The organism is Bradyrhizobium sp. JR4.1 (genome assembly GCF_040548605.1).
GTDB classification, from domain to species: Bacteria; Pseudomonadota; Alphaproteobacteria; order Rhizobiales; family Xanthobacteraceae; genus Bradyrhizobium; species Bradyrhizobium canariense.
Genome location: NZ_JBEPRY010000004.1, coordinates 52,951 through 66,208, shown reverse-complemented (window position 1 = coordinate 66,208; position 13,258 = coordinate 52,951). Strand labels below are relative to the sequence as shown.

General features: G+C 63.6%; 17 protein-coding genes. 5 read left to right on the top strand and 12 right to left on the bottom strand.

Annotation, left to right across the window (positions count from 1 at the left end; translation table 11 throughout):
* Positions 1 to 150: 150 nt before the first annotated feature.
* Genes tolB through tolQ form a run of 4 tightly spaced genes read right to left on the bottom strand, consistent with a single transcriptional unit; the run spans position 151 to position 3,711 of the window.
* The gene (gene tolB / locus ABIB90_RS11820; RefSeq protein ID WP_007596313.1) at positions 151 to 1,497 is read right to left on the bottom strand and encodes a Tol-Pal system beta propeller repeat protein TolB; all 1,347 of its coding nucleotides are present in this window, start codon (positions 1,495 to 1,497) and stop codon (positions 151 to 153) included.
* Between the two features lie 41 nt (positions 1,498 to 1,538).
* On the bottom strand, positions 1,539 to 2,498 hold the full coding sequence (gene tolA, locus ABIB90_RS11815) for a cell envelope integrity protein TolA (protein ID WP_007596315.1): 960 nt from the start codon (positions 2,496 to 2,498) through the stop codon (positions 1,539 to 1,541).
* 3 nt (positions 2,499 to 2,501) lie between these two features.
* The gene (gene tolR / locus ABIB90_RS11810; protein WP_018453789.1) at positions 2,502 to 2,951 is read right to left on the bottom strand and encodes a protein TolR; all 450 of its coding nucleotides are present in this window, start codon (positions 2,949 to 2,951) and stop codon (positions 2,502 to 2,504) included.
* Between the two features lie 43 nt (positions 2,952 to 2,994).
* Entirely contained in the window at positions 2,995 to 3,711 is a 717-nt protein-coding gene (gene tolQ, locus ABIB90_RS11805) for a protein TolQ (protein ID WP_007596319.1), read from the bottom strand.
* 423 nt (positions 3,712 to 4,134) lie between these two features.
* On the opposite strand from tolQ, the gene ABIB90_RS11800 reads away from it, so the two are divergent.
* Positions 4,135 to 4,653 carry a DUF2231 domain-containing protein gene (locus ABIB90_RS11800; RefSeq protein ID WP_354200699.1) on the top strand — a complete coding sequence of 173 codons (519 nt, stop codon included), beginning with the start codon at positions 4,135 to 4,137 and terminating at the stop codon, positions 4,651 to 4,653.
* Positions 4,654 to 4,688: 35 nt separating this feature from the next.
* Here ABIB90_RS11800 and ABIB90_RS11795 read toward each other — a convergent pair whose 3' ends face one another.
* Positions 4,689 to 5,456, bottom strand: coding sequence for a serine acetyltransferase domain-containing protein (locus tag ABIB90_RS11795; RefSeq protein WP_354200698.1), 768 nt, complete (start codon positions 5,454 to 5,456; stop codon positions 4,689 to 4,691).
* A gap of 317 nt (positions 5,457 to 5,773) precedes the next feature.
* Here ABIB90_RS11795 and ABIB90_RS11790 point away from each other — a divergent pair, with 317 nt between their 5' ends.
* Positions 5,774 to 6,937, top strand: coding sequence for an acyl-CoA desaturase (locus tag ABIB90_RS11790; RefSeq protein ID WP_354168052.1), 1,164 nt, complete (start codon positions 5,774 to 5,776; stop codon positions 6,935 to 6,937).
* 188 nt (positions 6,938 to 7,125) lie between these two features.
* Here ABIB90_RS11790 and ABIB90_RS11785 read toward each other — a convergent pair whose 3' ends face one another.
* The 5 genes from ABIB90_RS11785 to ABIB90_RS11765 all read right to left on the bottom strand — a co-directional run bounded on the left by ABIB90_RS11785 (position 7,126) and on the right by ABIB90_RS11765 (position 9,817).
* Positions 7,126 to 7,611, bottom strand: coding sequence for a DUF2852 domain-containing protein (locus tag ABIB90_RS11785; RefSeq protein ID WP_007596323.1), 486 nt, complete (start codon positions 7,609 to 7,611; stop codon positions 7,126 to 7,128).
* Between the two features lie 120 nt (positions 7,612 to 7,731).
* Entirely contained in the window at positions 7,732 to 8,472 is a 741-nt protein-coding gene (locus ABIB90_RS11780; RefSeq protein ID WP_007596325.1) for a TetR/AcrR family transcriptional regulator, read from the bottom strand.
* Between the two features lie 95 nt (positions 8,473 to 8,567).
* Positions 8,568 to 8,930, bottom strand: coding sequence for a YciI family protein (locus ABIB90_RS11775; protein WP_354168050.1), 363 nt, complete (start codon positions 8,928 to 8,930; stop codon positions 8,568 to 8,570).
* A 38-nt stretch (positions 8,931 to 8,968) separates the two neighbouring features.
* Positions 8,969 to 9,373, bottom strand: coding sequence for a YciI family protein (locus tag ABIB90_RS11770; RefSeq protein ID WP_354168048.1), 405 nt, complete (start codon positions 9,371 to 9,373; stop codon positions 8,969 to 8,971).
* A 78-nt stretch (positions 9,374 to 9,451) separates the two neighbouring features.
* Entirely contained in the window at positions 9,452 to 9,817 is a 366-nt protein-coding gene (locus tag ABIB90_RS11765; protein WP_354200697.1) for a nuclear transport factor 2 family protein, read from the bottom strand.
* 155 nt (positions 9,818 to 9,972) lie between these two features.
* Here ABIB90_RS11765 and ABIB90_RS11760 point away from each other — a divergent pair, with 155 nt between their 5' ends.
* The 3 genes from ABIB90_RS11760 (at position 9,973) to ABIB90_RS11750 (ending at position 12,068) form a co-directional block, all read left to right on the top strand.
* Complete coding sequence (locus ABIB90_RS11760) at positions 9,973 to 10,761, top strand: SDR family NAD(P)-dependent oxidoreductase (protein ID WP_354200696.1); 789 nt, start codon at positions 9,973 to 9,975, stop codon at positions 10,759 to 10,761.
* Positions 10,762 to 10,843: 82 nt separating this feature from the next.
* On the top strand, positions 10,844 to 11,281 hold the full coding sequence (locus tag ABIB90_RS11755; RefSeq protein WP_007596334.1) for a hypothetical protein: 438 nt from the start codon (positions 10,844 to 10,846) through the stop codon (positions 11,279 to 11,281).
* A gap of 433 nt (positions 11,282 to 11,714) precedes the next feature.
* Positions 11,715 to 12,068 (top strand): hypothetical protein, encoded by a 354-nt coding sequence (locus ABIB90_RS11750; protein WP_354168040.1) that lies wholly within the window; start codon positions 11,715 to 11,717, stop codon positions 12,066 to 12,068.
* Between the two features lie 107 nt (positions 12,069 to 12,175).
* Here the strand turns inward: ABIB90_RS11750 and ABIB90_RS11745 are convergent, their stop codons facing one another.
* Positions 12,176 to 12,589, bottom strand: a complete 414-nt coding sequence (locus tag ABIB90_RS11745; protein ID WP_354168038.1) for a VOC family protein — start codon at positions 12,587 to 12,589, stop codon at positions 12,176 to 12,178.
* Positions 12,590 to 12,627: 38 nt separating this feature from the next.
* Positions 12,628 to 13,164 carry an SRPBCC family protein gene (locus tag ABIB90_RS11740; protein WP_219681705.1) on the bottom strand — a complete coding sequence of 179 codons (537 nt, stop codon included), beginning with the start codon at positions 13,162 to 13,164 and terminating at the stop codon, positions 12,628 to 12,630.
* Positions 13,165 to 13,258 lie beyond the last annotated feature (94 nt).

The window sequence follows — 13,258 nt, the reverse complement described above, 5'->3', positions numbered from 1 at the left end:
ACGAGCAACAGTCGAAATACATCAATAGAAACAAACCCATGGGAAAAGTTTGCCGAGTGCAACCTTAAAGAACAATTATCGCGGGGAAACATCGCGCCAAGTTTTCGAAAAAGGCGCGCGGTCAAATCATTGCGCATCGAGGACGGGCGGCTAGCCCGATGTCGAGGACAATAGCGGCGACCATGCGGGGTCGGAGGCGAAGCCCGGCGTCGGCACCTTCAGCTCGTTGCGGCCCGAGATGTCGACCGAGAACAGCGATGGCCCGCCGCTGCCGCCGGGATCGCGGAAGAACATCAGCACGCGGCCGTTCGGCGAGAAGGTCGGGCCTTCGTTGTGGTAGCCGGAGGTGAGAAGCCGTTCGCCGGAGCCGTCCGGCTTCATGACGCCGATCGAGAACTGCCCGCCACCTTGCCTGGTGAAGGCGATGTAATCGCCGCGCGGCGACCACACCGGCGTCGAATAGGTGGCGTTGTTGTCGTCCTTGGAGAAGGAGATGCGCTGCGCCGCTCCGCCGCCCGCGGCCATGACATAGATCTGCGATCTGCCGCCGCGATCGGACTCGAAGCAGATGCGGGCGCCGTCCGGGGAGTAGGACGGAGAGGTGTCGATCGCGGGCGTGTCGGTGAGGCGCGTGGTCGAGCGCGAGCGCAGATCCATCACGAACAGGTTGGAATTGCCGCCCTGCTGCAGGCTCATGATGACGCGCTGGCCGTCCGGCGAGAACCTCGGGGCAAAGGTCATGCCCGGGAAGTTGCCGACGATCTCGCGCTGGCCGGTCTCGATGTTGAACAGGTAGACCTTCGGATCGCCCTGCCCGAACTCCATGTAGGTGATCTCTTGCGAGTTCGGCGAGAAGCGCGGCGTCAGCACGAGGTCGGAGCCGCGGGTCAGATAGCGCACATTGGCGCCGTCCTGGTCCATCATCGCGAGCCGCTTGACGCGGCGCTCCTTCGGCCCGGTCTCGTCGACGAACACCACGCGGCTGTCGAAATAGCCCTTCTCGCCGGTCAGCTTCTCATAGATCTGGTCGGAGATGATGTGGGCGATGCGGCGCCAATATTCCGGCGAGGTGAAATATTGCTGGCCGGCGAGCTGCTGGCCGGTGACCACATCCCACAAGCGGAATTCGGCCTTGAGGCGCCCGTCCGGCTGCCGCGTCATGCGGCCGGTGACGAGGGCCTGCGCGTTGAGGGTTTTCCAGTTCTCGAATTGCGGCGCGACGTCGATGTTGCTGATGCGCTCGATGAAGGCGGCCTGGTCGACCGGCGCGAACAGGCCCGAGCGTTTCAGATTGTTGGTGATGACCTGCGTGACGCCGTTGCCGACGTCGCCGTCGGCGGGCGAGCCGGGCACGAAGTTGGTGATCGCGATCGGAATCGGCCGAAACTCGGTGGGATCGATGCGAAGGCGTCCCTGCGGCTGCTGGGCGAAGGCCTGCCCGCCTCCGAGCATCGCGAGCGTCGATCCGGTCAGGGTCATGAAGCGGCGGCGGTTCATCGAGCGGACGTCATTCATCGCAAAATTCTTTTGTTCGGATGTCACAACATGTCTTTCAGGCCGAAAGTCATCGGAATGAGCTTCCAGCTCTCGTATTGCTGCTTCGGCATGAACGAATAGACCTGACACTGCACGATGGCGCGTCTGGCACTCTCCGCCACCGCCTGTGCGATCGACCGCGACGGCCCCCTCACCGCGACGACGATCGGCTCGGACGCGAGCGATCCGTCGATCTTCATGGGAATGTCGATGTCGGCTTCGTATTGATCTGCATCCTGCCCGTTATAGGTCGGCGTGAAGCAGCGCTTCACCGCTCCCTGGAACGCCCCCCGCCAGGTCGCAATGTTGTTGGCGGCCGTTCCGCTCGTCGATCCCAGCGAGGCCGACGCATTCAGCGTCGAGCCGGCGAGTTCGTGCCGGGTCGCCGCGCGCTTGTCGAGATCGCGCTGGATCTGCGCGGGATCGAAGCTGCGCTCCTTGGGCTTCGGCACCTGCTGCGGCTGCACTGCTGCGACCTTCTGCTCCGGCGGCTTGGGCGGCGGCTTCTTGGTTTCGAGCTTTTTCTGGAGCTCGGCGATCGGATCTTCCTTGGCCGGGTCAGGCTTTTTTTCCGGCGGCTTCGGTTCTTCTTTGGGCTTCGCCTCGGCGACGGGCTTGGGCGGCTCGGGCTTCTTCTCGACCGGCTTCTCGACGGGTTTTGGCGGCGGTTCGGGCGTCGAGTTGGTCTTGATCAGCTCTTTCTTCTCGGTGACCTTGCCGACGGCGTCTTCCTCGGGCTTGGCTTCCGCGATCTTCTCGACCTTCGGCTTCGGCTCTTTCTTGTCGCCGGTCTTCTGCCCCGACATCATCTGCGCGAGCTGGTCGGTGGAGATGATGTCGATCGGCAGCGACTCTTCGGCCGGAACGAAAGCCCTGCTGCTAAAGGTGACGAGCCCCCATCCCAGCACGAGGACGTGGAGGGCAATCGACGCAACGAGTGTCTTGTCGACCTTCACCTTCACGGTCTACCCCTGATCCGCTTCCGTGACGAGCGCCAGCTTCTTGAAGCCTGCGCCGGACAACTGGCCCATGACCTTGGCCACCGTCCCGTAATCCGCCTTCTTGTCGGCACGCAGATAGATGCGCTCCTCGAGCCCGCCGCGCGCGTCCGTGATCGCCTTCAGCTTGGGGATCAGTTCGTTGATCGCGATCTCGGCGTCGTTGATGAACACCTTGCCCTTGATGTCGACCGACATCTGGATCGGCTTCTGGTCGTTGTTTTCGAGGCTCTTGGCCTGGGTCTGCGGCAGGTCGAGCGGCACGCCGACCGTCAGCATTGGCGCCGACACCATGAAGATGATGAGCAGCACCAGCATCACGTCCACCATCGGCGTGACGTTGATTTCGGCCACGACCGGCTTACGCCGGCCACGGCGCCCACCGCCTCCGGACGAACTCGCGACGTTCATGCCCATGGTCTGGTGCCCAAATTGCCCTTCACACTATACATGCCGTCCGTCAGCCCCGCTCGTCGATCTGGCGCGACAGGATGGCTGAAAATTCATCGGCGAAGCCTTCGAGGCGCTGGGCCTGCCGGTTCACCTCGGAGGTGAACTTATTGTAGAAAATAGTGGCAGGAATGGCGGCGATAAGGCCGACGGCGGTTGCAAACAGCGCCTCCGCGATGCCGGGGGCCACCACCGCCAGAGAGGTATTTTTCGACGCCGCGATCGACTGGAAGCTCGACATGATGCCCCAGACGGTGCCGAACAGGCCGACGAAGGGGCCGGCGGAGCCGACGGTGGCGAGCACCAGTAGCCTGCGTTCCAGCCGCTCGACCTCGCGGGCGATCGAGACATTCATGACCTTGTCGATGCGCATCTGAAGGCCTGCGACCGAGCGGGCCTGGCTCTCGAACGAACGCTTCCACTCGCGCATCGCCGCGACGAAGCAGGCCGCCATGGAATGCGTCGGCTTGGCCGAGAGCGTGCGATAGAGGTCTTCGATCGACTCGCCGGACCAGAAAGCCTGCTCGAAACGGTCCATCGAGCGGCGGGTGCGGGCAAACAGGAAGATCTTGTCGATGGCGATCGCCCAGACCCAGACCGAGCAGGCGAGCAGCCCCAGCATCACCGCTTTCACGATCCAGTGAGCCTGCCAGAACAGCGCGATCAGCGACACGTCCGCGGAAGCGGCAACCGGAAGGGCTGACTGAGCCACGTCGGCCGGATTCATAAGCAGTATCCTCTCAAGGCGATCGTTACCTGATGTCCCGATCTAATGTCCCGGCCAGCAAATGGCCGCCGGTTCCCCAATAGCCGCGCTAGAACCGGCGCGGCCGGCAAGCCCGCTCAAAGCCTTGTCTTTCTGGGGTGCAGGGCTCGTCCAAAGCCAGCCGCCTGCATTCCCTGCCAAGATGTCAAAACTATGGGCCCGACCCCAAGGCTCAGACTTCCGGCTTTGGGCGCGATTGTCCGCAATTACCAGAGCCCGGCGATGGTTAATGCTGGGTTACCGCGGGCGGATTTGGCTGCCGGAAAGCGAGCGGGCGCAGGCGGTTGGCAAGCTGCCGGCCCCGGCTGTTGCTGACATCACGTTGGAGGAACCAGCCCTCGCCCGAAAAATTGTCTGGAAAATCACTTCTCGCGAGGTTTTGCCATGAGCGTCAACCCCAAGACGACCGCCGCCATCGGCGATCATCCGCTCCACCCCATGATCATCCCGCTCCCCGTCGCCTTCCTGGTCGGCGCGCCCATCGCCGATCTCGCCTTCATCGGAACCGGCGACGGCTTCTGGGCCAGAGCCGCCATGTGGCTGATCGGCGCCGGCATCGTGATGGCGCTCGTTGCTGCCGTGGCAGGATTCACCGACTTCTTCAGCGACGCCCGTATCCGCAGCCTCAACGATGCCTGGTATCACATGATCGGCAATCTCGTGGCGGTGGTGCTCGCTGCGATCAATTTCTACCTCCGCTACGCGCAAGGCGCGGAGGCTGCGGTCAAGCCGTGGGGCGTGGTGCTCTCGCTGATTGTGGTCGGCATCCTCCTGTTCACGGGATGGAAAGGCTGGGAAATGGTCTACCGGCATCATGTCGCGGTGCTGGACGCGCCGGGCCAGACCAGTTCGGAACCGGTCACCCCGCATCATGGCGGCGAGAGCCGCCGCCGCGCCGCCTGAACGAGGAGTACGTCGCTTGATGACGTGAGGGCGAGTCAGGCCGCCGAGGCGGGTTCGGGGCAATTGGTCAGCCGCGCCGGATTGCCGATTGCGGTGCAGCCCGGGGGCACGTCGCTCGTCACGACGGTGTCGGCGCCGATCTTCGCACAAGCGCCGATCCTGACGTTGCCGAGAATTGTGGCGCCGGAGCCGATGAAGACGCCGCGACCGATGCGAGGCGAGCGCGCCGGCAGTTCCGTGCCACGACCGATGCTGACGTTCTGAAGGATGGTGGCGTCGTCGCCGATCGCCACATCTGCACCGATCACGATGCCGGTGGCGTGGTCGAGATACACCGATGATCCCAAGCTCGCCGCCGGATGAATGCTGACCTGCAGGACGTTGGAGGCCTCGTTCTGAAACAGCAGCGCCGCGTCGCGATAGTCGTGATGCCAGAGCCAGTTCGAGACGCGCCATGCCTGCAAGGCGACGTAGCCCTTGAAATGCAGCAGCGGCGCCAACAGTCCGGTGATGGCGGGATCGCGGAGAACGATGGCTTGTAAGTCGCAGCCGGCCACCTCGATCAGATCCGGCTGGCCATGGAAGGCGTCGCGGGAAAACGTCGTGAAGCGCTCGCGTTCGGCCGCGCTGTCGCCAAGCCGGCGTCCGATCAGATCGGACAGTGCGGCGGTAAAATCGTCATGGACGAGGATGAGTCCGACAAGAGCCTTGCCGAATATGGGGTCGGCTGCCGCTGCGCGCTGCGCCTCGTCGCGGATCTCCTGCCAGAGGGCCTCGCTCGCCGTCATCGCCGCTTCCGCCATCGTTGCTGCCTGCGGTATTTTGACGCTTCCTTTTCACTGTCGGATATAAACCGTCGGCAGCCCGCGCGCCACGCACCCCGTGACGCTACGAGCTTGCATGCCAGGCGGCCTGGATCATATATAGGCCGTCGAGTTCGCGGTCGAAGCTATGGCCTCAGGTTGACTTTGCCGCGTGCGGCCGCCTTGGGCCAGGGTTGTCCAAGCACCTCGTTCAAGACCCCGCGGTGGTCCGCCATCGCCGGGTTTTTCGTACACAGCGGCCCTCAATGCTGCCGAAGCGAAACTCGAATCTCTGTCATCCAAGGTCACGCCAATACATGTCGCCCAACGCCCCCGCCGACGACCAACACGACGACATCATGTATCCCTCCGCCCTGCCGTTCCTGCTGGTTCATCTCGGCTGCGTTGCCGCCATCTGGACCGGCATTACCTGGCAGGCCGTCGCGATCTGCGCCTCGCTGTATGTCGTGCGCATGTTTGCGATCGGAGCGGGCTACCACCGCTATTTCTCCCATCGGGCTTTTGCGACCGGCCGGGTGTTTCAGTTCATCCTGGCCTGGCTTGCGCAAAGCACCGCGCAAAAAAGCGTTTTGTGGTGGGCGGCCAAGCATCGACATCATCATCTGCATTCCGATACCGAGGACGACGTGCATTCGCCGCGTCACCGAGGCTTCCTCTATAGCCATCTCGGCTGGATTTTTTACCGGGAGCACGATGGCACCGACCTCGTGAAAGTCGGCGATTTCGCTGCCTATCCGGAGCTGATGTGGCTGCATCGCCTGGAACTCCTGCCGGCCGTGACGCTGGCTGCGCTCTGCTTCCTGGTCGGCGGATGGTCCGGTCTCGTCGTCGGCTTCCTGTGGAGCACCGTGCTGGTCTATCACGCGACCTTCTGTATCAACTCCCTCGCCCACGTGCATGGACGCAAGCGGTACGTGACCGGCGATGATTCCCGCAACAATTGGCTGCTGGCCTTATTCACCCTCGGTGAGGGCTGGCACAACAATCACCACGCCTACCAGAGCAGCGTGCGGCAGGGTTTTCGCTGGTGGGAAATCGATGTCACCTATTACATCCTGAAGGTGCTGTCCTGGTTCGGCGTCGTCTGGAACATGAAGTCGCCGCCCGAGCAGGTGCTGCGCAACGAGCAGCCGCTCGGCGCACGCGTCATCAACCGGGCGGCCCGCGAGCTTGCCGGACGGTTCGATGCGCAGACCCTGGCGCACGCGATCTCGTCGGCGCTACGCCGAGCCGATCTGGCCCAGTTGCAACTGCCGACGCTGCACGACATCCTCAGTCGCGCGCATGAAGGCGTCGATGCACTGACGCATCTGCATTTGCCGAAGATCCCGACCCGCGAGGAGTTTCTCGCCGAGGCCAAGGCGATGTTCGCGCGTACGCGATCACTCAACGAGATCGTGGACTACGCCTACGAACACTTCCTGGAGTCGGTTCGCGCGCAGCTCGCCACGGCGCGCTGAGCAAGGTCTCTGCGGACAAGATTTTTCCAAACCAAGGCAATCCGGACGTCGCGGCGGCCTGCCGCGCATTCCCAAAACCAAACCGCCCGCCTGCGGGTTGCGCAGGCGGGCGGCTTGGGGCCATCAGGACTTTGGGGGCATGCGCCTGACGGCTTTGAGAAGCGTCAGTCTCGAGATCAACCTTGAGATCAACCCTGCTGCTGGTCGGTCGGCGGCGGGGTCGGGCGCGTCTTGTGTTGCGCCATGAACTGGTCGAACTCTTCCTTGTCCTTGGCGTGACGCAGACGGTCGAGGAAGTTCTTGAACTCGACCTGCTCTTCCTCGAGCCGCTGCAATGTCTCGGTGCGGTACTCGTCAAAGGCGCGGTTGCCGCTCGAGGGCGGGCCGAAGCCAAAGCCGAAACCGTGGCGCTCCATGCGGCCGCGCATACGGTCCATCTTGTACTGCATCCGCTCCATCTTGTTCTGCCAGCGATCCTGGTTGCTCCAGCACGACATTCTTCTGCTCCCGAGTGTGAAAAAGAGAAGGGCAAGTCCGATCGGCCACCAGATGATGAAGCCGAGGATGGTCACGGCGATCCAGCCGGGATGCCAGGGCGTGTTGAGCATGTGGGGGCGCTCGTAGTGTTGGTCCGAAGGGCCGCGCCATCGATTGACATCAGCGGTGTAGGCCATTTCCCTCTCCATGACGGCATCAGCGCCGTTGTGAATGTAAATAACATTTACATAGGTAGATCATCCCGCGATTTTGTCAAGCCGACCGCCTGACGGGGCGAGGCAATTATTTGGGTAACTTTATTTCGGCTTGCCCCAGGGACCACCGGGCGGCACTCCGGAACCGGAGGATGCCTCCGGTGGCACCGGCGGCGGCTCGGCGCTTTTCGCCGGAGGACGGCGATCGGTCGGGAAGCCGAGACCGCGGAGATAAATCAGCACCTCGGCTTCGAGCAGCTCGTCCGGCGACATCGGCAGCTTTCGACGCGCGGCATCGCCGCGGGAGAACAGCGAGGCCACGCCATGCGCCATCGACCAGATGTGCAGCGCCATCATCATCGCCGGAGGCCGCGGCGTGCCCGGCGGCGCCAGCGCGGCAAGCCGCTCCGCCGCGGCACGAATGACGTTGAAAGCACGCTCGCTAGCGGCCTGTAGCGCCGGATTGACATCCACCGGCACGCCCGATTCGAACATCGCGTTGTAGAACGCGGGCTCCTCGCGGGCGAAGGCGAGATAGGCCCTGCCGACACGCTCGAACGCCGTGACGGTGTCGGGCCGTCCGTCGTCCCAGGCCGCGGTCAGGCGCGATTCGAACTGCTCGAAACCGCGCTGCGCGATCGAGGACAGCAGTTCGTCACGGTCGCGAAAATGCCGGTACGGTGCCGCCGCACTGACGCCGGCCATGCGCGCGGCATCGGCAAAGGTGAAGCCGGCCGCGCCCTTCTCGGCGATCAATCCAAGGGCGGCCTGCAGCAGGGCTTCCTTCAGATTGCCGTGGTGATAGCCGCGCTCGGCGCGGCGCGTCTCCTTGCGCCAGCTCATGTGAACGACCTTTACATGAGCTGGGCAGGAAGGTCACTAGCGGCGACGGGTTGATCAGCCCGTATTCTCCCCGGTCCGGGGCAGCGGCCGAAGCCCTAGCCGCCAGGGATCGGCAGCACCGGCATGATCTCGACGCGTTCGCCGGGGAAGATCGTGAAGTGCGGGTGTTTTTCGAACATCTTCGCCGCGGCTTCGTGCGAGGCCGCACGCACCACGGTGAAGGCGCCCATCTCGTTGGCGATGTCGGCGAGGCCCTTGCCGTCGACCTTCTTGGTCTTGCCGAGCGGCCCGCCCATGGCCTGGATCGCGCCTTGGTGCTTTTCGACCCAGCCCTTCCAGGCCGCCATGCCCTCCTGCTCCTTCGCCTTGCGCTCGGCCTCGGGCATCGCATCCCATGCGGCCCATTTGGAGCTGGTCTTGCTGCCGAGGAAAACGGCGAGATAGGTATCGGTGCTCATCGGTTCTCTCCTTTGCTGATGGATAGACAAAGCTGCGGCTATTTCTTGAGGTCGCCGAAACCGGCGGCGGCCTCCTGCACGTCAGGCGGAAAGTCGCTCATCTCCTGCACCTGACGGATCTCGATGATTTCGTTCGGTGCCGCCGGACACCGCTTGGCCCAGGCGATCGCCTCGGCACGCGATGCAACCTCGATCATCCAGTACCCGCCCAGGACCTCCTTGGCCTCGGCGAACGGGCCATCGGTCACGATGGGCTTGCCGGCCGCAAACGAGACGCGCGCGCCCATCGAGGGCGGGTGCAGGCCGTCGAGCGTGATCAGCACGCCGGCGTCGTTCAGCACCTCGTTGTAGCGCATCATCGCAGCGACCCGCTCGGGATCGAGCTGAACGTCGGGCGCTGCGGTCTCGTAGCCGAGCGGGATCATCAGCATCATGAATCGCATGGAGGTTCCTTGCTTGCTTAGTCGCCCTTACCCAAGACGAGCGAACCCTGACGGAACCGACAGCGTGGCGACAATTATTTAGCGCGCCTGCGGCAGGAAACGCCCGTCCTGCCGGGCAGCGCCGAAATAAACCTCGATGCGGCGAACCTTGCCGCCGGCGAAGGTGAAGAACTCGGTGTTGCGAAAGCTCCTGCCATCTGTCGCCAGGCAGAGATAGGTGACGAAGGCCTCGTCACCTTGGACGAAAATCCGCTCGATGTCGTGCCGCGCAATCCAGCCGGTGCCCCTCCAGCAACGCTCGAAATAGGCCGCCTTGTCGAGGTCCTCGTCGAACGGGCTGGTGAAGCGGAAATCGTCCGCCAACGCGTCGGCGACCCGTTGCCGGTCGTTGTCGAGATAGGCGGCGAAAAGGTCTCGAATCAGGCGCTCGTGATCGTTGGACATTCCGGGTCTCCCTGGCAATGATCCCCTGGAAGACGATCCATCGAGGACCGTCCCGACATCGTGGCTTCGAGTTAAGGCCTTCCTCGTCGGAACGAAAGCGAAGTAAAAGAGGCTCGCGCTCGCGCGACCAATCTTTCATAAGGACCGATCAGCCAATGCCCCCTACCCCGCACCGCGTTGCCCTCGTCACCGGAGCCGCGCGTGGCATCGGGCTTGCGACCGCGAAGAAGTTTTTGACCGAGGGCTGGCGGGTTGCGTTGCTCGACATCGAGGGCGAGCTGCTCGGCCGCGCGGTCGCCGAGATCGGCCGGGACGAGGCCACGCTGGCGCTGACCTGCGACGTCTCGGACGCAGCCGCGGTTGCCGCCGCGATGATGTCGGTCGAAAGGCGGTTCGGCCGGCTCGACGCGCTCGTCAACAATGCCGGCATTGCCGTGTTCGCGCCGCTGATGGAGACGTCGGAGACCGATTGGCGGCGCGTGCTCGAGGTCAACCTCACCGGCCCGTTTCTCTGCACCAAGGCGGCGGTGCCGCTGATGCGCGACGGCAATGGCGGCGCCATCGTCAACATCACCTCGATCTCGGCGGTGCGCGCCTCGACGCTGCGCTCGGCCTACGGCACCAGCAAGGCGGGCCTCGCGCACCTCACCAAGCAGCTCGCGGTCGAGCTCGCGTCCCTCAACATCCGCGTCAATGCGGTCGCGCCGGGACCGGTCGATACCGCGATGGCGAAGCAGGTGCACACCAGCGAGATCCGCGCCGACTATCACGACGCCATCCCGCTCAACCGCTACGGACTGGAAGAGGAACTCGCCGAAGCCATCTACTTCCTGTGCTCTGAACGATCGAGCTACATCACCGGACAAATTTTGGCCGTCGATGGCGACTTCGATGCGGCGGGCATCGGCCTGCCGACGCTGCGCGGCGAACGGCGGAACGGGTAGGCACGGCGTAGGTTGGCCTAGCGAAGCGTCACCCACCTCTTCTCGTCGGCCTATCCTACGGACTCGAATTCGCGGAGGCTTCATGCGACGCGTCACCTTCCTCAGGGCTTTGATGCTCGTATCCGCGCTGCTCGCCGCCACGCCTGCCTTGGCCGAAATCCGCATCATCCAGTCGCCCGGTGGACAGGTCGGGCCGTTCCTCGATTTGTTCGAGAAGGTGCGCGAGAGCGGCGAGCGCGTGGTGATCGACGGTCCCTGCCTGTCCGCCTGCACGCTGGTGCTGAGCATCGTGCCGGGCGAGCGGATATGCGTCACCAAGCGTGCCGTGCTTGGCTTTCATGCGGCGCGCTCGGTCGACCGGCGCGGACGCTTCTACGCCGAGCCGGAAGCATCCGATGCGGTGCTTGCGGCCTATCCCGGCCCGGTGCGCGACTGGATCAGTCGCCGCGGCGGCCTCTCGTCGCGGTTGCTTCTGTTGAAGGGACGCGACCTCGCCGCGATCTATCCGCGCTGCCGGTGACGATCAGCGGACGCAAGCGCCCGCCAAATCGCGCCGGTCACCTGCTTCGTGAGGCCTAATAAAAACTCTGGATCAGCTGGGTCAATTCCATGCTCGCGCAGATGAGCATACCCCAAAGTGCAAAGTTGATCTGCAGCGCCGCCGCCATCGGTCGCTCCCCTTCCAAGTCCGCCCGCCCCAGTTTTTAGAATTTATGACGAAATAAATAACGATTCTGTCCCGCAGTTCACAGCCTAATATTGCGCCAGTTGTTGTGCGATGCGGTCCGCATGATTTCACGAAGCGGCCTCACTGCTCTCGCAATGTGGTGCGACAGCAACATCTATATTCGGCCGTGTCGGCCAGGCGTTTCCCTTAGGTTCCATTTGAGCGGTGCGACGCAAGCTTCGGCAAGCGTATTTGGCGCGTCGCATACAACACCCAAGGGTTCGGCATGATGCGACACGGCTTTGTCTTGCTCACGTTTTGCGCAACGCTCATGGGATGCGTGGTCGCGCCTGCTCAGGAACGCCGTCCGATCGCATGGGACGGCCTCGGTCAGGATCCGAACCGTCCCTCCGTCATCAAGCGTCGCGTGGCGACCCAAGCTCCTGCGGCGAGTGATCCGAATCAGGAGCGGGAGAGAGTCCTCGGCACCTTGCGCCCGTACTCCGCGGCGTGGTGGGCAATCCATGACGAAATCGAAGCTGAGAATGACAGGCAGCTCGGGACAAAGCTCGTGATCTGTCCGCGCTGCGTTCCCTCCTCGCAACCACCGAGCAATGACGTGACCGGATCGATCCGCTGAGAGCGGCACGCGGTCGATCGGCACATGACGCAACGTCTCATGCGCGCCCCTCTCCGCATCGTCAGGGAGAGGGGATCGCCGCTTGGCGCGTCAAGCGATCGCGCCTGTCACATTCCCTCGGCCGGGCAGTTCACCATCCAGGGAATGCCGAACTTGTCGACGCACATGCCAAAACCCTTGGCCCAGAAGGTCTTGCTGAAGGGCATGGTGACGTTGCCGCCATCGGCGAGCGCATTGAACTTGCGCTCGCCGTCCGCGGGATCCGCGACCGTGAGCGAGATCGAAAAGCCCTGCGGCTTGTGAAAATGCTCGCCTGGTGCGTCGGAGGCCATCAGGACGCTGCCGTCTGGCAGCGACATCCGCGCATGCATAATGATCTTCTCGCGGCCGGGCGTGGCGGGCACCTCCGGCGGCGCATCCGAGGCGCGCATCATCGCATCGATCTTGCCGCCCAAGACCTTGGCGTAGTAGTTGAACGCCGCTTCGCAGGTGTCCTGATAGAACAGATAGGGATTGAGCATCGTTTCTCTCCGTTTTGCTTTCATTCGGGGTGACGGCGCTACTTCTCGGTGAGCTTCTTCAGGCTGGCCAAGCCCGCCTCGAAATCCTTGCCGATCATGTTGTCCATGTTGATGAACACCTGCATGACCTTGGACAGGAACGGCGCCGGACCGGACATCGCCCACGTGACCAGTGTGGCATCGCCTTGCGGCACAAAGGTGAACTCGGCGGTGTTGTGGCCTTCGAAAGGCCGCTCGAAGTCGAGCTTGATCCGGAGTTTTGACGGCGCACTCGCCTCGAGGATCTCCATATGGCCGGCGCCGACATTGTTGTTCCCGTCCCAGGCATAGGTCGCGCCCTTGCCCGGCGCAGTTCCGCCGAAGCTGCGCTTCATCGCGGGGTCCCGGCCCTCGTAAGGTGACCAGGCGGTCCAGCGATGGAAATCGGCGACCAGCGGATAGATCGCATCGGCGGGCGCCTTCACGGCGAGGCTACGTTCGACGCGGAAGGTGCCGGGTTTCGTCAATGCGAAGACGAGGACACCCGCGAGTCCGACAGCGAGCACGACGGCGATGATGGCAATGGCTTTCAGCATGAATGGCTCCCTGGATACGCACCTAGGACGAAGGGAGGGGACCGGGCCCGACAAGGCGAAGCGAAAATCTTTGCGACGCCCGAAGCAGGCGCTC